Annotated in this window: 17 protein-coding genes and 1 pseudogene; all 18 read left to right on the top strand. The window is 42.4% G+C overall.

Annotated elements, in window-relative coordinates:
• Window positions 1-76: 76 nt before the first annotated feature.
• The 18 genes and pseudogenes from J3348_RS06860 (at window position 77) to rfbD (ending at window position 19,408) form a co-directional block, all read left to right on the top strand.
• Window positions 77-1,447, top strand: a complete 1,371-nt coding sequence (locus J3348_RS06860; protein WP_118526256.1) for a citrate synthase — start codon at window positions 77-79, stop codon at window positions 1,445-1,447.
• A complete protein-coding gene (locus J3348_RS06855; RefSeq protein WP_154255669.1) occupies window positions 1,447-2,232 on the top strand; it encodes a hypothetical protein in 786 nt (261 codons plus the stop codon). Before J3348_RS06860 ends, J3348_RS06855 begins: the two co-directional genes overlap by 1 nt.
• A 198-nt stretch (window positions 2,233-2,430) precedes the next feature.
• Entirely contained in the window at window positions 2,431-3,462 is a 1,032-nt protein-coding gene (gene gap / locus J3348_RS06850; RefSeq protein ID WP_005945602.1) for a type I glyceraldehyde-3-phosphate dehydrogenase, read from the top strand.
• Window positions 3,463-3,961: 499 nt separating this feature from the next.
• On the top strand, window positions 3,962-4,360 hold the full coding sequence (locus J3348_RS14470) for a hypothetical protein (protein WP_207698627.1): 399 nt from the start codon (window positions 3,962-3,964) through the stop codon (window positions 4,358-4,360).
• A gap of 89 nt (window positions 4,361-4,449) precedes the next feature.
• Entirely contained in the window at window positions 4,450-4,890 is a 441-nt protein-coding gene (locus tag J3348_RS06840) for a glycosyltransferase family 4 protein (RefSeq protein WP_347565371.1), read from the top strand.
• Between the two features lie 403 nt (window positions 4,891-5,293).
• Window positions 5,294-6,322 (top strand): glycosyltransferase family 4 protein, encoded by a 1,029-nt coding sequence (locus J3348_RS06835; RefSeq protein WP_347565370.1) that lies wholly within the window; start codon window positions 5,294-5,296, stop codon window positions 6,320-6,322.
• A 90-nt stretch (window positions 6,323-6,412) separates the two neighbouring features.
• Window positions 6,413-7,639 carry a glycosyltransferase gene (locus tag J3348_RS06830; RefSeq protein ID WP_207698626.1) on the top strand — a complete coding sequence of 409 codons (1,227 nt, stop codon included), beginning with the start codon at window positions 6,413-6,415 and terminating at the stop codon, window positions 7,637-7,639.
• Complete coding sequence (locus J3348_RS06825) at window positions 7,617-8,471, top strand: capsular polysaccharide synthesis protein (protein ID WP_207698625.1); 855 nt, start codon at window positions 7,617-7,619, stop codon at window positions 8,469-8,471. The genes J3348_RS06830 and J3348_RS06825 overlap by 23 nt, the downstream gene beginning before the upstream one ends.
• Window positions 8,472-8,521: 50 nt before the next feature.
• Window positions 8,522-9,451, top strand: a complete 930-nt coding sequence (locus tag J3348_RS06820) for a capsular polysaccharide synthesis protein (RefSeq protein ID WP_207698624.1) — start codon at window positions 8,522-8,524, stop codon at window positions 9,449-9,451.
• 41 nt (window positions 9,452-9,492) lie between these two features.
• Window positions 9,493-10,677 carry a glycoside hydrolase family 99-like domain-containing protein gene (locus J3348_RS06815; protein WP_207698623.1) on the top strand — a complete coding sequence of 395 codons (1,185 nt, stop codon included), beginning with the start codon at window positions 9,493-9,495 and terminating at the stop codon, window positions 10,675-10,677.
• Window positions 10,674-11,933, top strand: a complete 1,260-nt coding sequence (locus J3348_RS06810; RefSeq protein WP_207698622.1) for an O-antigen ligase family protein — start codon at window positions 10,674-10,676, stop codon at window positions 11,931-11,933. Before J3348_RS06815 ends, J3348_RS06810 begins: the two co-directional genes overlap by 4 nt.
• Complete coding sequence (locus J3348_RS06805; protein ID WP_207698621.1) at window positions 11,930-13,072, top strand: polysaccharide pyruvyl transferase family protein; 1,143 nt, start codon at window positions 11,930-11,932, stop codon at window positions 13,070-13,072. Before J3348_RS06810 ends, J3348_RS06805 begins: the two co-directional genes overlap by 4 nt.
• Window positions 13,073-13,089: 17 nt before the next feature.
• Window positions 13,090-14,490 (top strand): oligosaccharide flippase family protein, encoded by a 1,401-nt coding sequence (locus J3348_RS06800; protein WP_207698620.1) that lies wholly within the window; start codon window positions 13,090-13,092, stop codon window positions 14,488-14,490.
• Between the two features lie 21 nt (window positions 14,491-14,511).
• Complete coding sequence (locus tag J3348_RS06795; protein WP_207698619.1) at window positions 14,512-15,711, top strand: Coenzyme F420 hydrogenase/dehydrogenase, beta subunit C-terminal domain; 1,200 nt, start codon at window positions 14,512-14,514, stop codon at window positions 15,709-15,711.
• A gap of 123 nt (window positions 15,712-15,834) precedes the next feature.
• The gene (locus J3348_RS06790; protein WP_242702903.1) at window positions 15,835-16,410 is read left to right on the top strand and encodes an acyltransferase; all 576 of its coding nucleotides are present in this window, start codon (window positions 15,835-15,837) and stop codon (window positions 16,408-16,410) included.
• A 104-nt stretch (window positions 16,411-16,514) separates the two neighbouring features.
• A pseudogene (rfbA, locus tag J3348_RS06785) lies at window positions 16,515-17,412 on the top strand (glucose-1-phosphate thymidylyltransferase RfbA).
• A 47-nt stretch (window positions 17,413-17,459) separates the two neighbouring features.
• A complete protein-coding gene (rfbB, locus tag J3348_RS06780) occupies window positions 17,460-18,479 on the top strand; it encodes a dTDP-glucose 4,6-dehydratase (protein WP_207698618.1) in 1,020 nt (339 codons plus the stop codon).
• A 14-nt stretch (window positions 18,480-18,493) separates the two neighbouring features.
• The gene (gene rfbD / locus J3348_RS06775) at window positions 18,494-19,408 is read left to right on the top strand and encodes a dTDP-4-dehydrorhamnose reductase (protein WP_207698617.1); all 915 of its coding nucleotides are present in this window, start codon (window positions 18,494-18,496) and stop codon (window positions 19,406-19,408) included.
• The last annotated feature ends 12 nt before the right edge of the window (window positions 19,409-19,420 follow it).

Raw genomic sequence — 19,420 nt, 5'->3', positions numbered from 1 at the left:
CGATAATATAGAATTATACCCATCATTGAGGGTGGGCGGGAAAGTATATAAATAGGATGAAAGGAGAATTCCCCTTATGAATTTTGCACATTCGGAGGTGGCAACGCTGGACCCGAACACGATGCGGACTTTGTGTGAGGAATATGTTGCCAACAACTACATCGATCCGGAGACGAGCGAACGTCTGGGGGTCAAGCGCGGCCTGCGCAACCCGGATGGCACCGGTGTGCTGGCCGGCCTGACCAACGTCTGCGACGTTGTGGGCTATAAAAAGGATCAGGAAGGCCATGTGATCCCCACTCCCGGCAAGCTGATCTACCGCGGTGTGAACATCAACGAGATCGTGGACGAGGCCTACCGCAATGACCGCTTTGTGTTTGAAGAGGTGATCTGGCTGCTGCTGTTCGGCAGTCTGCCCAACCGGGAGCAGCTGGACGATTTCTGTGAGATCCTGGCAGAGCACCGCGCCCTGCCGGAAGGCTTCATGGACACCATGAACGCCCCCTCGCCCAATATCATGAATAAGCTGCAGCGCTGCGTGCTGGGCCTTTACTCTTATGATGAGCACGCCGAGGATCTGAGTCTGGAGAACATCCTGAGCCAGAGCATCAATCTGATCGCCAGCATGCCCACCATGATGGTGAACGCTTACCAGATGAAGCGCCGCTACTACGATAAGCAGAGCATGTTCTTCCACCTACCCAAGCCCGGCCAGAGCACGGCAGAGCACATCCTCAGCACCTACCGTCCGGACCAGAAGTTCACCCACGAGGAAGCAAAGCTGCTGGATATGTGCCTGCTGGTGCACGCCGACCACGGCGGCGGCAACTGCTCCACCTTTACCACCCGTGTGTTGTCCTCCTCCGGCACCGATACCTACTCTGCAATCGCGGCGGCCATCGGTGCACTGAAGGGCCCCAAGCACGGCGGTGCCAACCTGATGGTGAACCGTCAGCTGAAGGATATCCTCAAGCATGTGGAAAACCCCGAGGACGACGATGAGGTGCGCGAGTATCTGCGCCGCATCCTGCGCAAGCAGGCGGGCGATGGCTCCGGCCTGATCTACGGCATGGGCCACGCGGTGTACACCATCAGCGACCCTCGTGAGGTGATCCTGAAGCAGCGCGCCCGCCATCTGGCCTACGACAAAGGCTTTGAGGAAGAGTATAATATGCTGTGCAGCATCGAACGGCTGGCCCCCGGCATCTTTGCCGAGGAAAAGGGCAGCACCAAGCCGGTGTGCGCCAACGTGGACCTGTTCAGCGGCCTGATCTACAACATGCTGGGCATCTCTGAGGATATCTACACCCCGCTGTTCGCCATTGCCCGTGTGCCCGGCTGGTGTGCACACCGCGTGGAAGAGGTGGTATTCGCCAACCGTATCATTCGTCCCGCTTACAAGTATCTGGGCGTGCGCCAGAAATATAAGCCGATTGAGGAACGCTGATGAATCCTTCTGTTTTGTTCGTTTTTATCCTGAGCATTCTGCTGGGCGTGCTGCGCGCGGCAGACCTTGCCTTTGGCACCGATGCCGTTACCGGTCTGTGCGTGGTCGGCTCGGTGTGGTGGCGCTATCTGGCACTGGGTATCGTGGTGCTGGCTGCAGTGCTTGTGGGCCGTACACAGCCTTCCCGCTCGGAAGCGGTGCGTAGCCGCAGGCCGCTGGCCGGTATTCTGGCTTTTGTCGGTGCAGTATGTTTTCTGGCCGCAGCGGGTGCACAGATCGCGCTGGGCGCAGCTTCCGGTCTGGGCGGCTTTGTGCGGTGCATTCTGGAATGCCTGTGCTCCGCGTGGCTCAGCACCATGGGCCGCTGCTGGCTCAGCCCCAACGAGTGGAAAAAGCCCTTTGGCGGGCTGTATCTGGCCGTGGCGGGCAGTCTGCTGTTCTACTGGAACGTGCTGCTGCGCTTTATGGAGAACAGCTCCAGCTGGCACCGCGTGACCCCTACAGCGGCGGTGTGGCAGGCGCTTGCGGCACTGGTGTTTTTGGCAGCGCTGGCCCGGGCGCTGCATGTCCCGCAGCCGGGCAATGGCAAAACACTGTGCGCAGCCGGGCTTGCCGCATTTGCACTTTGCCTGTGCTGGCAGCTGCCCTATGTACTGGTTTTGATGAGCGGCCTGAGCTGGGCCGCACCGGCTGTCTGGCCGGAGATCTTTGCCGGACTGGGCCTTTGCTGCGTGGGCGGCATTGGCGGAGCGTGCGTTACAGCCTGCTTGAACGGGGAGAGCTGACAAAAATGTTGGCACTCTGTTGGCGCAATTGCCGAAAAGCAGGGAATGAAAGGAATTAAAATCGTACAAAAGCAAAAAATGCAGTGAATGTCTTGTTAATTTTTTGGCAGACACTTGAAACTTTCTGCGTTTTGGTCTAAAATAAAGATACCGTGATTTATCCGATTATGGGTAAAATAATTAGGAGGTACTATTAACATGGCTGTTAGAGTTGCTATCAATGGTTTCGGTCGTATTGGTCGTCTGGCTTTCCGTCAGATGTTTGATGCTGAGGGTTATGAGGTCGTCGCAATCAACGACCTGACCAGCCCCAAGATGCTGGCTCACCTGCTGAAGTACGATACTGCTCAGGGTTCTTTCTGCGGCAAGATCGGCGAGGGCAAGCACACCGTCGAGGCTACCGAGGACTCCATCATTGTTGACGGCAAGGAGATCAAGATCTACGCTGTTAAGGACGCAAAGGACGCTCCCTGGGGCGAACTGAACGTTGATGTCGTTCTGGAGTGCACCGGCTTCTACACCAGCAAGGAGAAGAGCATGGCTCACATTCAGGCTGGCGCAAAGAAGGTCGTTATCTCTGCTCCCGCAGGCAACGATCTGAAGACCATTGTCTTCTCCGTCAACGAGAAGACCCTGACCGCTGAGGATCAGGTCATTTCTGCTGCTTCCTGCACCACCAACTGCCTGGCTCCCATGGCTAACACCCTGAACAAGACCTACCCCATCGTCTCCGGTATCATGACCACTGTTCATGCTTACACCGGCGACCAGATGATCCTGGATGGTCCTCAGCGCAAGGGCGATCTGCGCCGTGCTCGTGCTGGCGCACAGAACATCGTTCCCAACACCACCGGCGCTGCTAAGGCTATCGGTCTGGTCATCCCCGAGCTGAACGGCAAGCTGATCGGTTCTGCTCAGCGTGTGCCTGTTCCCACCGGCTCTACCACCATTCTGGTTGCTGTCGTCAAGGGCAAGGATGTCACCAAGGAGTCCATCAATGCTGCTATGAAGGCTGCTACTTCTGAGTCCTTCGGCTACAACGAGGATCAGATCGTTTCTTCCGATGTCATCGGCATGCGTTACGGCTCTCTGTTCGATGCTACCCAGACCATGGTCGCTAAGATCGACGATGACACCTATCAGGTTCAGGTCGTGTCTTGGTACGACAACGAGAACTCCTACACCTCTCAGATGGTCCGTACCATTAAGTACTTCGCTGAGAACTGCTAATCACAGCTCTACGCTCAAAAGTGCTTGAGATGCCGTGCTGAAGGACAACTAGTATTGGCTTTGCTGATACGAACATGCTGTGATTGGTACGACAACAGGATAACGAGTTCAACACCCTTCCTTTTGCGGGTTTCCGTGAGAAGAAGGGTGTTTTTTTGCTACAAAAAAGCAATGGAACGAGTTCCTTTCTAAAATGAATAGGTTGCAACAAAAAGACGGAATAAAGTACGGAAATCTTAGCCATGATGCAGGCAATGATACAGCTGCAAAGTATTGTACCCCAGAGGAAAAAATGGTAAAATATTTTTAGTGTCAATAAATACATTTACGAAATTGATATTGATGATTCTGGAAATAAAATGTCAATGAATTGCGGCGTAAATCAGTCAAAAACCTGGGCGTAAATGCGTCCGGGCTTTTTCTGATGTAAAGGAAACCGGGCCGGAGTTTGGCACGGTATGGGGATGAGATCCCTAAATGGGGAGACAGGAAAGGGAAAATGAAAGAGAAATTGAGGCTTGCTGTTTTTGGCCACAAAAGGTGGTCGAGAGAGAGCGGCGTGGAGATCGTGGTAAAAGAGCTGTGCACACGGATGGCGCAGCAGGGCTGTCAGGTGACATGCTACAACAGAGCAGGCCATCATGTGAGCGGTGCGGAATATGACGATGCTGGTAAAACGGAGTACGAGGGAATCCGTCAGAAGTCTGTTCCGACCATTGAACGGCGCGGGGCTAGAGATATAATACGCGGCTGTCATAATAGGGACAAGGGTACGGCAGAGAATGAAAGGCTCCGCAACCCGAAGTTCATATTTTCTTACCCGAAGAATGAACGACTGATCTTTCTGTGCGGCAGAAATGCCACGCAGGAAGAAATCTCGACCATGAGGGTGGGGTGACAGCCAGCGGACAGGCAAGCGAGCCTATCTGCTCTTTGTGTTAGCTGAAATATAGATGAAGAAATTGAGTGGGATTGTGGGAAAGATTTATGAGTAAGAAACTTGCGATTGCAATGTTCGGACAGAAGCGATTATCGAGAGAAGGCGGAGTAGAAATCGTTGTCAAAGAGCTCTGCACCCGAATGGCACAGAATGGCTGTGACGTGACCTGTTACAACAGAGCAGGCCATCATGTGAGTGGTGCAGAATATGATGATGCTGGTAAAACGGAGTACGAGGGAATCCGTCAGAAATCTGTTCCGACCATTGAACGGCGCGGACTTGCTGCAGTCAGCTCCTCCGCATTTGCGGCACTTTATAGTGCATTTGGAAAATACGATGTGGTGCACATCCATGCCGAAGGGCCGGCGTTCTTTGCATGGCTGCCGAAGATGTTTGGAAAAAGAGTTGTTGTTACCGTCCATGGGGAGTGTGAAATAATATGGACAACCAGAGAAAAGCCTGATTTCATGCGGGTTTGCGCGGCTTGACCTTTTCACCTCAACCTGTTTCTGCCTGTCGTGGTGCGTTATGGCCAGCGTGTTTTCAGGGGTTAATGGCTTCTGGTTGCGCTCTATACTTAACCCACCACAGCGAAAGCTGATAGAGCAGAAAACAGAATAAGAAGGTACGAAGGCAAGCCTGCGTATAGATTGTTGCTGCAATCTGTATACAGGCTTGTTGTTGTGCTATGAAGTAGGAAAGGTGAATAGTGAAAGACGAGCATGACAATTTAAGGAAAAGAACTGCTGGGATTGTGTATAAGCCTAGGACAAGAATAGAAACTATGGAATGACGGTTGGAGAGAAGTAATGGAAGAAAAAATCAGACTTGCGGTTTTCGGACAAAAACGAAGGCGGGATAGAGATTGTTGTAAAAGAGTTATGCACCCGAATGGCACAGAATGGTTGTGATATAACTTGCTACAATAGAGCAGGCCATCATGTGAGCGGTGCAGAGTATGACAAAACAATTGAATATGATGGCATCCGTCAAAAGGTTGTTCCGACCATTGAGAAGAAGGGACTTGCAGCGGTAAGCTCTTCCTTTTTCGCAGCACTTTGTAGTGCATTTGGAAGATACGATGTGGTGCATATCCATGCAGAAGGTCCTGCCTTTTTCTGTTGGATACCAAAACTTTTTGGCAAGCGTGTAATCTGCACTATCCACGGTTTGGACTGGGATCGCGAGAAGTGGCGCGGAAGCGTTGCATCCAAGTTCATTCGTGGCGGCGAAAAGAATGCTGTGAAATATGCGGACGAGATCATTGTTCTAAGCAAAGACGTGCAGAAGTATTTCTTGGAGACCTACGGAAGGGAGACACATTTTATCCCTAATGGTGTCAATCGGCCAGAGGTTCGGGAAGCAAAGCTGATCACGGATCATTTTGGATTGGAGAAAGATTCCTACATATTGTTCCTCGGTCGTCTGGTGCCAGAAAAGGGGATTCGATATCTGGTTGAGGCCTTCAAGAATGTCAAGACGGATAAAAAGCTGGTTATCGCAGGCGGCTCTAGTGATACGGATTCCTTTATGGAGGAATTGAAAGAACTGGCGAAGGGTGACGATCGGATTCTCTTTACCGGGTTTGTGCAGGGAGCAATGCTGGATGAACTATACAGCAACGCTTACATCTACACGCTGCCGTCTGATTTGGAAGGAATGCCGCTAAGTCTACTGGAAGCAATGAGCTACGGCAACTGCTGTTTGGTTTCGGATATTCCGGAGTGCACAGAGGTTGTGGAAGATAAGGCATTGATTTTCAAAAAGTCAGATGTAGAGGACTTGCGAGAAAAATTGCAAGATGCCTGTGACCATCCTGAAATGGTTATGAAAATGAAGAATCAGGCAGCTGACTTTATCTGCGAGAAATATAACTGGGATGAAGTTGTAAGGGAAACGATGAAGTTATATAGAAAATGATGAAAAAATTTGTTGATAAATATTTCTGCTATTTTTTATCTGAACAGGAGATATGAAATAAAGCAAACTCACAGAAAAGGAAATTAGGATATGCGGATTTTACTTGTAAATAAATTTATATTTCCCAAAGGTGGAGCGGAAACGTATACATTCGATGTAGGAAAAATGTTAGAAGAACATGGGCACGAAGTTCAGTACTTTGGCCTTGAGAATGAGAAAAATATAGTAGGAAATCGAGTAGGCTCATATGTGACGAATATGGATTTCTCTCAAGGAATAAAGGCAAATTTAAATGCACCTTTTCGTATTATCTACTCAAGAGAAGCGCGTAAAAAAATTCGTGCGGTTTTAGATGACTTTCAGCCGGATGTTGTACATCTCAATAATATACAGTATCATCTGACCCCTTCTATTATTTTGGAAATTAACAAATGGCGTAAAGAAACAAAAAAGGAATGTAAGATTGTTTACACGACACATGACTATCAGCTTGTTTGTCCCAGCCATGGAATGTTCGATGTGAACATGAAGCCGTGTGAACGATGCTTGGATGGTCATTATATTCATTGTCTTCAAACTAAATGTTTGAAAAATTCCAGAGCAAAAAGTCTCCTTGGAACGTTGGATGGATATATGTGGAAATATAGCAAAGTATACTCATATGTAGATGCCTATATTTGCTGTAGCTTTTTTCTTAAATCAAAACTTGACACGCAGAAAAGATTCCGTGATAAAACCATTGGGCTGCATAATTTCAAAAAAGAAATGCCTCACTTGGATAACATTCAAAAAAAGGGTTATGTATTAGAGTTTGGACATCTTTCACGAGATAAAGGAACGGATACGTTGCTTGAAGTAGCCAAGAAGATGCCCAATACCGAATTTGTGTTTATTGGCTATGGTCCGTCGGCTGATAAAATGAAGGATATTCCAAATGTGAAGTATCTGGGATTTAAGACTGGAGAAGAACTTTATCGCATTATTGCTGAGGCAGCAATCAGTGTCTGCCCGTCTGAATGGTATGAAAACTGCCCGTACTCCGTTATGGAGTCTGTACTTTTGGGTACGCCTGTTGTTGGATCTAAAATGGGAGGTATCCCCGAATTAATTGAGCCTGGTAAAACCGGAGAATTGTTTGAAGCGGGTAATGTGGAAGAACTGATGAAGGCGATAAAGAAGGTTCTTCAAACACAAGATGTACTGGAAAGATATACAAAGAATTGCAGTCAGGTGAAATATGAAACGACAGAGAGCTACTATATAAAACTGATGAAAATTTATCGAGGAGAAAAGAATGTGGAACAAATTTCTTCGTAACCCACTTCATATTGTCAAGGATTATGAGCTGAGAAAACTGCTTTGGCAATCGGGGGGTGGCACAGCGGTTTGTAAAAAATATCTGAAGTTCAGAGATACCGCTCCTGAAAAACTGACGTTCCCAGAAACCCAAGTAGATGAACCTATTTGGTTATTCTGGAATACAGGGCTGGATAAGGCACCTGAGATGGTAAGGACTTGCTATCAATCTGTAAAAAAATATGCCGGCAGACAAGTTGTTTTGCTTACAGAAAACAATGTGCAGAACTATATAAATATGCCGGATTATCTGAATGAGAAATTAAAAAGCGGAGTCCTTCCATTAGCGATTTATACAGATTTGATGCGTGTAGCATTATTAGAGCATTATGGTGGGACATGGATGGATGCAACAATACTGCTAACAGATGAAATTCCACAGGAAATATTAAATAGTGATTTTTTTGTGTTTCACAATTCACTCGGCGAAATTGATAATCCCGTATTGTATCCGGTCTGGTTCATCCACGCCAAGCAACATAATAGAACGATTTGTGAGATTCGTAATGTTCTATTTGCCTACTGGAAACGAAATAATCATGTACCAGAATATCTGTTTTCAAATATTGTAATTACACAAATAATAAGGTCATCACCAGAGGTTGAGAAAAAGATGCCTTATTTGAATAGTGACTACAGCGAATATCTGGTTAGAGTATTAGGAGATAAATTTACAGAGGAAAAATTTAATTGGATTAAGCGGCTTACTGGGATACATAAACTAACCTATAAATTAGAACCATCAATTGATAAGGAGGAAACAGTTTACCATTATCTGGTGCGGAATCTATGAGCCTTTTGAATAGTGGTTTCTGCAAGATAAAGGGAGACAATTAAATTATTATGCTGAATGACTACTATCAAAATATTGGCATGAAAGGCTTTATTCAAAGATATGGAATTGTGAATGCCGTCAAACGAGGGGCATTTATGTTTATCAAATTACATCTTGTCAAGGATTATGAGGTGCGGAAGGTATTGTGGCAGGAACATGCTTCATCCAAGATAAAACCATATTTAAAGTATAAAGACACAGATGTTCAGGGGCTTAGCTTTCCCAAAAATGATGTGGAGAATCCGATCTGGATTTATTGGAACAAAGGTATTGAACAGGCACCGATCATTGTTCAGAAGTGCTACGAATCTGTATGTAAACATTCCAATCAAAAAATCATTTTGCTGAACGATCAAAATCTTGCAGATTACATTCGATTGCCAGATTACATTGAAAAGAAAAAGGATACTGGACAGATTCCGATAGCGAGATATGCGGATCTAATGAAGTTCGCATTACTGGAGCATTATGGTGGAACATGGATTGATTCCACAGTGTATCTTACAGATCCTATTCCAGATATGATTTTAAATAGCGACTTTTTTGCAGTACGAAATTCACTGCTGCTGATAGATAACCCTGTGCTATATCCGGCATGGTTTCTTCATGCAAAAAAGGGAAACAAAACAATTCGAGAAATAAGAAATGTTGCTTTCGCATATTGCCTCAAAAAAGAACATGTAATTGAGTATCTGCTACCGAATTTGATTATCACTTTGGCGGTGAAGAGCAACCCGGAAGTTGAGCAAGCAATTCCATATATGAACAGTGACTATAGCGAGTATCTTGTTAAGGCATTAGCCGATGATTATTCAGAAGAGAAATGGAATTGGATCAAAAAACTTACAGGTATTCATAAGTTGACATATAAATTGGAGACTGCAATTAATCGAAAGGATAGTTTTTATCAGCACATAATAGCAGAAAAGAATAAATAAAAGAAAGCTTATTAACAGTTTAACAAAAGGAAGGATCAATCATGAAGATTATTGCATTTTATTTGCCGCAGTTTCATAACATTCCGGAGAATGATGAGTGGTGGGGAAATGGTTTTACAGAGTGGACTAATGTAAAAAAGGCAAAGCCACTATATGAAGGTCATATGCAACCACGTGTTCCGTTGGGTGGAAACTACTATAATTTGTTAGATGACAATGTTAAAATATGGCAGGCTGATTTGGCCAAAAAATATGGAGTGTATGGCTTTTGCTATTATCACTACTGGTTTAATGGAAAAATGCTTTTGGAAAAGCCGATGGAACAGATGTTAGCAAATAAAGAGGTGGATATACCGTTCTGTATTTGCTGGGCAAATGAACCATGGACAAAAGCATGGGTTGGAGATGAAAGAAAACTGCTTATAGCACAGGAGTATGGGCAAGAAGAAGAATGGAAACAGCATTTTATGTATCTTTTACCTTTCTTTAAAGACGAACGATATATTACAAAAGATGGGAAGCCATTATTTGTGTTTTATAGACCGGATATTGTGCCTTGCATGAAAGAAATGATTGAAACATGGGATAAACTTGCCAAAGAAAATGGGTTGAGCGGTATTACATTTGCATTTCAGAGCGGAGATTATGACTGGAATAATAGTAAGGAGGCAAAGCTATTTGATTATGATATTGAGTTTCAACCTCCTTATGCAAGTCACTGGCTCTATTCTAATGATGGAAAAATTGTATCGGCGTTAAAAAAATGTCGTAGACTATTAGCCGGCTGGGCAGGTAAAAAGTTTGGCATTGACCTATACCGATATGGAACTGCTCAATATAAAAAAATGACCGGACAAACCGTGGCAAATTATGATTCCATGTGGCAGAAGATTATTGAGGCAAAGCCAATGCGTAGTAATAGCATCCCTGGTGCATTTGTCAAGTGGGATAATACTCCTCGGCATGGTGAACGAGGACAAATTAATGTGGGAACTCCAGAAAAGTTTGAGTATTATCTTTCTAAGCAAATCAAGCATGCAAGGGAAGATTATCACGAGGATATGATTTTTATGTATGCGTGGAACGAATGGGCAGAAGGTGGTTACCTGGAGCCAGATGAAGATGACAAATATGGATACTTGGAAGCAATTAAGAGAGCGTTGGAAGAAAATAACGAATTTCCAGAGTTTCAAAATAAAAAAAATGAGAATGACGAGGTAAAATGAAGAGAGAAAATCAGATTGGATGGATTGCAATTTGTGGGACTTTTTTGTTATACCCAATATTGCCACAGTATATCTATCTTTTTAAAGGATTAAATATCGTTAATTTTTGTGGTGCGTTGACAATTATAGGTGTTATCATAGGCGGAGTGATTTACAAGTGTAAAATCCCGTATTTGATTTTTCCATACATATTGTACGCAACTTACTATTCTATATCATACTGTGCAGAGGGTGCGTGGTTAAGTGCACTCTCGCTTGCTATGATGATGGTAGTTATTCCTTTACTTATCGTAGGATTTGTGAACACGAATAGAAGATTTGAAACAGCGATCAATCTATTGATTGATGGCGGCTTTATATTGTCATTATTGGGAATAGTAGAATCAATTACAAAGATAAATTTATTTCAGTTGTTTTCGAATGCGAATGGTTTGACATTTTTTCATGAAGTTAGATATGGCTTCTTAAGAATAATGGGAACTTTTGGACAACCAATTTCTTATGGATTATATCAGGTCTTTATCATTGCATTGATTATTTATAGGATGAAAAATTATACGCAGCATTCACAAAAACATACGTTTCTTAAAGTGGCATATTTACTTAGTGTTATCAATATCCTACTAACGGTTTCGAGAATTCCCATTATAGCTTGCATACTTTTGCATATCCTACTTTTATATAAAAAGTCAAAAAAAGAGTTTATAAATTATGCAGTTGCCATTTCTATATTGCTTTTGTTATTGATAATATTTAACGATACAGTAGGAATGAAAATTCCTTTGATAAGTGATCTACTATCTTCAATTGGAACTGTGACATTTGATAATGAAATCAATTCTGGAGGTGTAGGAGATAGATTTGTTCTTTGGCAGTGGGTGGCACTCTCTGTAGGAAATAAGTGGTTACTCGGAAAAGGAGTATCTACAGAATTTGCGTATAAAGTGTATGAATGGCAAACAAAGACATCAATTGAAAATCAGTATTTAAATGTGTTCTTTCATACGGGAGTAGTTGGAGTTGTTCTTTTATTATTTAGTTATGTTGCTGTATTAGTATATGCAAAAAGGAAGAATTCAAGCTGCTCAGGAAGTTGCTCGTTTAATACAATTTTTTTCTCAATGATGTTAATTTACTTTGTTTGTGAATTGGGTGTTCAAGAAACTGATTTGGCCAGAATGTATTGCATATGGATTTCACTACTTATTTCTTATAATAAAATTGATCAAAATAATAGAATGGAGAAAGATTTATGATAAAGATAGGATTGCTTGGATTTGATTTCAAAGCCCCTAATAAAGGGTGCGAAGCGCTTTCATATGCTTTTATCGAAATGCTAAGTGATATTTCGAATGAAAGTATGGAAATTCACGTGTTTTCTTATGGAGAATTAGGTGATATTCCCAGACAATATCCAAAATTTAGTTTTGTATGGCACAGGCTAAATATGAAAAATCCTATTTTTTTAATTAAAATGAAACAAGTATTTGATGATTGCAAATGTGTATTTGACATTACTTATGGAGATGGATTTTCTGATATTTATGGTAAGGTTTGGAATGCCAATACAGATCTTGCAAAACAAATTGCTATTATGTCAAAGGCACCATTAGTTCTAATGCCACAGACATATGGACCGTTTTATACGAATGTGTTAAAAAAATGGGCGATTCATCTTGTTAAAAAAGCAGATTTGGCTTTTTCGAGAGATACACAATCAGCACAAGAAATGCACGAATTAGGAGTAGGAAATCTTGTGGTGGCAACAGATTTGGCTTTTGCACTGCCATATTATAAAGAAAAATACGACTTAAATTCAAGCAAAAGAAAGGTGGGAATCAATGTTTCTTCATTACTTTGGGACGGCGGACATAATATTAAGTTGAAAGTAAATTATAGAGAGTACTGTCGTCAAATCATAAAGAAATATAGTGAGGATGATAAAACGGAGATACATATTATTCCGCACGTTATTGATGAAGATAATTACGATTCGTTAGAAAATGACAGCAGAGTATGCAAGTTGTTAAAAGAAGAATTTCCATGTGTAGTTTTAGCACCGGATTTTAAAAATCCAATTGAGGCAAAAAGCTATATCAGTAATATGGATGTTTTTATCGGTGCAAGAATGCATTCGACAATTGGAGCAATTTCCGCAGGTGTTGCTACAATACCATTTTCATATAGTAAGAAATTTGAAGGTTTGTTTGGAAATTTAAATTATCCATTTGTAATATCTGCAACGAGAATTGATACTGATGAGGCCGTTCAACAAACAGTACGCTATATAAATGATAAGGATGTTCTGAGTAAAGCGTATGGGCGAATGATGCCTGAAATTAATGAAAAGTTGGAAAATGTGAAAAAACAAATAAAAGGCATAATGATGCATTAAGGGAGAACAGACAATAGATGGATGCAGGTGATTATAAGAAGGCAAGTACATGCTACTTAATAGGTAATGTGTTTAACAAGGGCATTGCTTTTTTGACAGTACCGATTTTTACAAGAATTTTATCAACGTCTGATTATGGCATTGTTACGACTTATAATTCATGGATAGGAATTGTGACAATGCTGTTAGGATTTGCATTGCATATGGCGATAAGATCCTCGTTTATTGATTACCGTGCAAAAGTGGATGAATATCTGACATCGACTTTATTATTCACTGTTTCTTTCTCTGTAAGTATGACAGTGATTGTTTGCTCTGTGTCAGTTTTGTTAAATTTACCTATTCCTTTTATACTCATTCTTCTATGTATGCTTCAGTCAATGTCTGCAGCTATAATTGAAGATTATAGTTATTACTTGATGATGAAGTTTAACTATAAATTTAGAACAATGTTAATGATTGTTCCAAATTTGCTGTCAGTAGTACTATCAGTACTGGCGATGTTATACGTTTTTAACACAAATCGCTATTTGGGACGAGTAATTCCAACGGCTATTGTAACTTTGTTTTTTGGCATATTTCTTGTATTTTTAAGCATTAGAAGAAGTGGATTTGTTTTCAACATCGAATTTCTAAAGCACGGTCTCAAAATATCCACTCCTTTGATTTTGCATGGTATTGCTTTAAACATTTTATCCCAGTCGGATCGAACGATGATTACTTGGTTGGCAGACGCGTCACAAACGGGAATCTATAGTTTGATTTACAATTTTAGCATGATTGCAACTGTTATTACGACATCTTTAGATGGTGTTTGGGTACCGTGGTTTACGAAACAAATGAGTAATAAAGGGTACAAGGAGATTAATAAGGTTGCAGTAGATTACGTTAATTTGATGACTTACGCAATGTGTTGCTTGATTATGGTGGCACCTGAGGTAGTGAAGATTCTTGCAAGTAAGCCTTATTGGGAAGGAATAGTGATTATTCCTCCTGTTGTCTTATCAAATTACATTATTTTCGTATATACGATGTACGTAAATGTAGAACATTATTACAAGAAAACAGTTCGTATATCTTTTTATACGGCAGTTGCGGCTGTAATAAATTTAGTATTGAATTATATATTTATTCCTTATTTCGGCTATGTAGCTGCTGCGTATACAACGATTGTGTCGTATGTTGTTGCATTGATTTTACATACTTCTTATGCTAAAAAATTGAGGCCTGAGATATATCCGATTAAAACATTCTTTGTCGCTTTAATGCATATTAGCTTATTTACGGTTGCTTTTTACGTCTTAATGGAACAGGCAGTTATGCGGTGGGTACTTATGATTGTGTACTTCTTCGCCATGTTATTTAAGGAAAGAAATAGAATTGTGGAATTCTTTCCGCATTTAAAAAGAAAAAGATAAGATGAAGGAAAGGGTCAATCTATGAAGGAGAGAAAGCTAAAAAGGAAAGAGAAGTTCTATTCTGAATATTGCTCTGGATGTGGCTTGTGTAAAGCGGCGAAAGATGTTCAATATGTGGATTATAATGGATTTTCTTATCCATTGTCTTTGACTGAGGATCAAGTTGAACTGTGTGAGAAAATATGCCCAGTAAATGGTATTAATTACAACAAGCGACAGGATAAAGAGTTATGGGGGCCTAGTTATGGAATTTATAAAGGCTGGTCCCTAGACGATAAAATAAGATACGAAGCTGCATCGGGCGGAGTTATTACCGCAATGGCTTGTTTTCTTGTGGAAACGGGAAAATGTGATGCCGTAATTCAAATTGGTCCATCACCGGATGATCCTTGCGAGTTGAGACTTTATGCCAATGAAAAGAGAGAACAGATTATTTCATGTGCGTCTTCTCGCTATATAACTGGAATTACATACGATACTATTTTGAATATTATCGACTATGATAAGGAATATGTGGTGATAGGGAAACCATGTGATATAGAAGCTCTTATCAATTATAAAAAGATTGATGAGAAACTGAAAAAATGCATTAAGTATACGATGACATTTTTCTGTGCGGGAGCGCCAAGCAAAAATGCAACATTGAAATTGGCAGAAAATCTAGGAGTGCAGGCAGATCAGATAGATAGTGTCCGCTATAGAGGAAATGGGTGGCCCGGTAAAGCTACGGTAACACTTAAGGATAAGTCAGAAAGACACATGGACTATATTGATTCATGGAATCATATATTAGGACGTAATATAAGAAAAATGTGTAAGTTTTGCGTGAATGGCGTAGGAATGTATGCAGATATATCCTGTGGTGATTTGTGGAATTTAGATCAAAATCAAAAACCAGAATTTACAGAGGGAAAAGGGCAAAATATAATCTTTGCAAGAAGTAAAGCGGGAAGAGATTTATTAATAGAAGCAAGTAATAAAGGATATCTATATTTAGAAAATTATACAAAAATGAATGACTTAAAATACATCCAGCCAAACCATTATAATATGCAGACAACAATGAGTGGAAAAATAGTTGGGATGAAAATAGTGGGTTGCAATCTGATTCCACAATATAATATTAAAAAATTATTTGAAGCATCTAAAGAAATATCGAAAGTTAAATTGATGCGGACAGCGATGGGGACAATAAAAAGAAAAATTAAAGGCTCGATTTGACTACTGCTTTTATACTTTTTATATATGTCTCGAATTGAATTTTTTCGAATAATAGATGGAGATGAAGGTAACTTCGCTGTTAAATGATACCAAATAAATGATTTGCTGTTGGAGGGAAAAAATTTGAATATTGCAAAGAAGAGAAAGGAATATCGACTGATAAATATTTTATTTAAAACGATTTATAAGAAGAAGTCTGCTAAATGGAGAGGAGATTATCTTCGAAAGAAACATATTTTTCACCATATGGGTGAGAATGTTCATTTATGGGGAGGAATCCCATCAGATCCGTATCTGATATCTATTGGAAATAATGTTATAATTGCTGTTTCTGTAGAGTTTGTAACACACGATATTTTTTATCATGCACTTAATCAAACCTATAGTGAATTGGGAAAATTCTATCCGCACTTTGATACAATTACTATTGAGGATAATGTATGTATTGGTGGTTTCTCGAAAATTATGCCCGGTGTAGTGATTGGTGAAGGTGCAATTGTAGCCGGAGGTAGTGTGGTTACTAAGGATGTCCCGAAAGGCGCCATCGTTGGAGGAAACCCAGCTAAAGTAATAGGATGGACAGAGGAATTGGCAAAAAGACGGATTGCAGAGAACCGAATAAATTATACGGTTTCAAATGATGTGGAAGAAGTTGAAAAGTATTATTGGGAAATTCTTTCACGCAATAACAATTTGTGAATGTAGCCCTAGTAGGTAGGATTGACTGACAGAAAAATTACTACAATCATTGATAGAGCGTAGCAATTTAAATTAATTTGGATTGCTTCGGAGAAGGAAGAATGATGAAAGGCATTATTTTAGCAGGAGGTTCAGGCACACGCCTGTAACCTTTAACAAAGGTAACAAGTAAATATCTTTTGCCAATCTACGATAAACCGATGATTTATTATCCGATGTCCGTTCTGATGAACGCCGGCATCCGTGATATTTTGATTATTTCCACACCGCAGGATACACCTCGTTTCGAGAACCTGCTGGGTGATGGACACCAGTTTGGTGTGAATCTGACCTATGCTGTTCAGCCTTCTCCGGATGGATTGGCACAGGCCTTTATTATTGGTGCCGACTTTATCGGTGACGATTCTGTGGCTATGGTGCTGGGCGACAACATTTTTGCGGGTCATAGTCTGAAGAAGCGCCTGCAGGCAGCAGTCCAGAATGCAGAAAACGGCAAGGGTGCAACGGTGTTTGGCTACTATGTGGACGATCCAGAGCGTTTTGGTATCGTTGAGTTCGATAAGAACGGTAAGGCTATTTCTATCGAGGAGAAGCCAGAACATCCGAAGAGTAACTACTGTGTGACTGGCTTGTACTTCTATGATAATCGTGTGGTCGAGTTTGCCAAGAACCCGAAACCGTCTGCCCGTGGTGAATTGGAAATTACCGATTTGAACCGTATTTATCTGGAAGACGGCACCCTGAATGTAGAACTGCTGGGTCAGGGCTTCACTTGGCTGGATACAGGTACACATGAGAGCCTGGTGGATGCCACCAACTTCGTAAAGACTGTCGAGCAGCATCAGCATCGTAAGATTGCCTGCCTGGAAGAAATCGCATATCTGAACGGTATGGATCAGCAAGGATGAGCTGATGGAAGTCTATGAGGTCATGAAGAAGAACCAGTATGGACAGTATCTGAAGGACGTCATGGATGGCAAGTATCAGGAACATCTGTATTAATTAAAAACGAGTAAAAATATATAGATAAGTGTAGAGGAGATTAAACCATGAATATTATTGTTACCGGCGGTGCGGGGTTTATTGGTAGTAACTTTGTGTTCCACATGCTGAAGAAGTATCCGGATTATCGAATCATCTGTCTGGACAAGCTGACCTATGCAGGCAATCTGTCCACACTGGCCCCTGTTATGGATAATCCGAATTTCCGCTTCGTGAAGGCTGATATCTGCGACCGCGAGGCTGTGAACAAACTGTTTGAAGAAGAACATCCGGACATCGTGGTCAACTTTGCGGCAGAGTCTCATGTTGACCGTTCTATCGAAGATCCTGGTATCTTCCTCCAGACAAATATTATCGGCACCAGTGTGCTGATGGACGCTTGCCGCAAGTACGGTATCCAGCGTTATCATCAGGTTTCTACCGATGAGGTTTACGGTGACCTGCCGCTGGATCGTCCTGACCTGTTCTTCACTGAGGAGACTCCGATCCATACTAGCTCTCCGTATAGCAGCTCCAAAGCAGCCGCTGACCTGCTGGTTCTGGCTTACCACCGTACATACGGCCTGCCGGTGACCATTTCTCGTTGCTCCAACAACTATGGACCATATCACTTCCCGGAGAAACTGATTCCGCTGATGATTGCTAATGCTCTGGCTGACAAGCCGCTGCCTGTTTACGGCGAGGGTCTGAACGTCCGTGATTGGCTGTATGTGGAAGATCACTGCAAGGCCATTGATCTGATTATCCACAAGGGTCGTGTTGGTGAAGTCTACAACGTCGGCGGTCACAACGAGAAGCAGAATATTGAGATCGTGAAGATTATCTGCAAGGAGCTGGGCAAGCCGGAAAGCTTGATCACTCATGTTAGTGATTGCAAGGGTCACGATATGCGCTATGCTATTGATCCGACCAAGATCCACAATGAGCTGGGCTGGTTGCCGGAGACCAAGTTTGAGGACGGCATTAAAAAGACCATCCAGTGGTATCTCGATAATCGTGAGTGGTGGGAGACCATAATCAGCGGTGAGTATCAGAACTACTACGAGAAAATGTACAGCAACCGCTAATAGGAGAAAAGAACATGAAGTTTTTTGTAACAGGCGTTGGCGGTCAGTTGGGTCATGATGTGATGAATGAGCTGCTGAAGCGCGGCCATGAAGGTGTTGGTTCTGATATTCAAGAGAGCTATAGCGGTGTTGCAGATGACTCTGCAGTAACAAAAGCACCGTATGTGGCTCTTGATATTACTGATAAGAATGCCGTTGAAAAAGTAATTACAGAAGTAAATCCGGATGCCGTGATCCATTGTGCAGCATGGACTGCTGTGGACATGGCAGAGGATGATGATAAAGTAGCGAAGGTTCGTGCTATCAATGCAGGCGGCACGCAGAATATTGCAAATGTATGCAAGAAACTGGATTGTAAGATGACCTATATCAGCACGGACTATGTGTTTGATGGTCAGGGCACAGAGCCCTGGCAGCCAGATTGCAAGGATTATAAGCCTTTGAATGTATACGGTCAGACAAAGCTGGAAGGTGAGTTGGCAGTCAGCCAGACACTGGAGAAGTATTTCATCGTCCGCATTGCTTGGGTGTTTGGGCTGAATGGTAAGAACTTTATCAAGACTATGCTGAATGTCGGCAAGACACATGACACTGTCCGTGTGGTCAATGACCAGATCGGCACACCGACCTATACATACGATTTGGCTCGACTGCTCGTTGATATGAATGAAACCGAAAAATATGGTTATTATCATGCAACCAACGAGGGCGGCTATATCAGCTGGTACGATTTCACGAAAGAAATCTATCGTCAGGCTGGATATAAGACGGAAGTCCTGCCGGTGACCACGGCAGAGTATGGTCTGAGCAAGGCAGCTCGTCCGTTCAACAGTCGCTTAGATAAGAGCAAGCTGGTGGAAGCAGGATTTACTCCGCTTCCGACTTGGCAGGATGCACTGAGCCGTTACCTGAAAGAAATCGAGCAGTAAGAGGAGATAGAG

This window comes from Faecalibacterium sp. Marseille-Q4896 (assembly GCF_017377615.1).
In the GTDB taxonomy this organism is placed as follows: domain Bacteria; phylum Bacillota; class Clostridia; order Oscillospirales; family Ruminococcaceae; genus Faecalibacterium; species Faecalibacterium taiwanense.
Note: the sequence above shows the minus strand (reverse complement) of the source record. Positions and strands in the feature narration are given on the sequence as shown.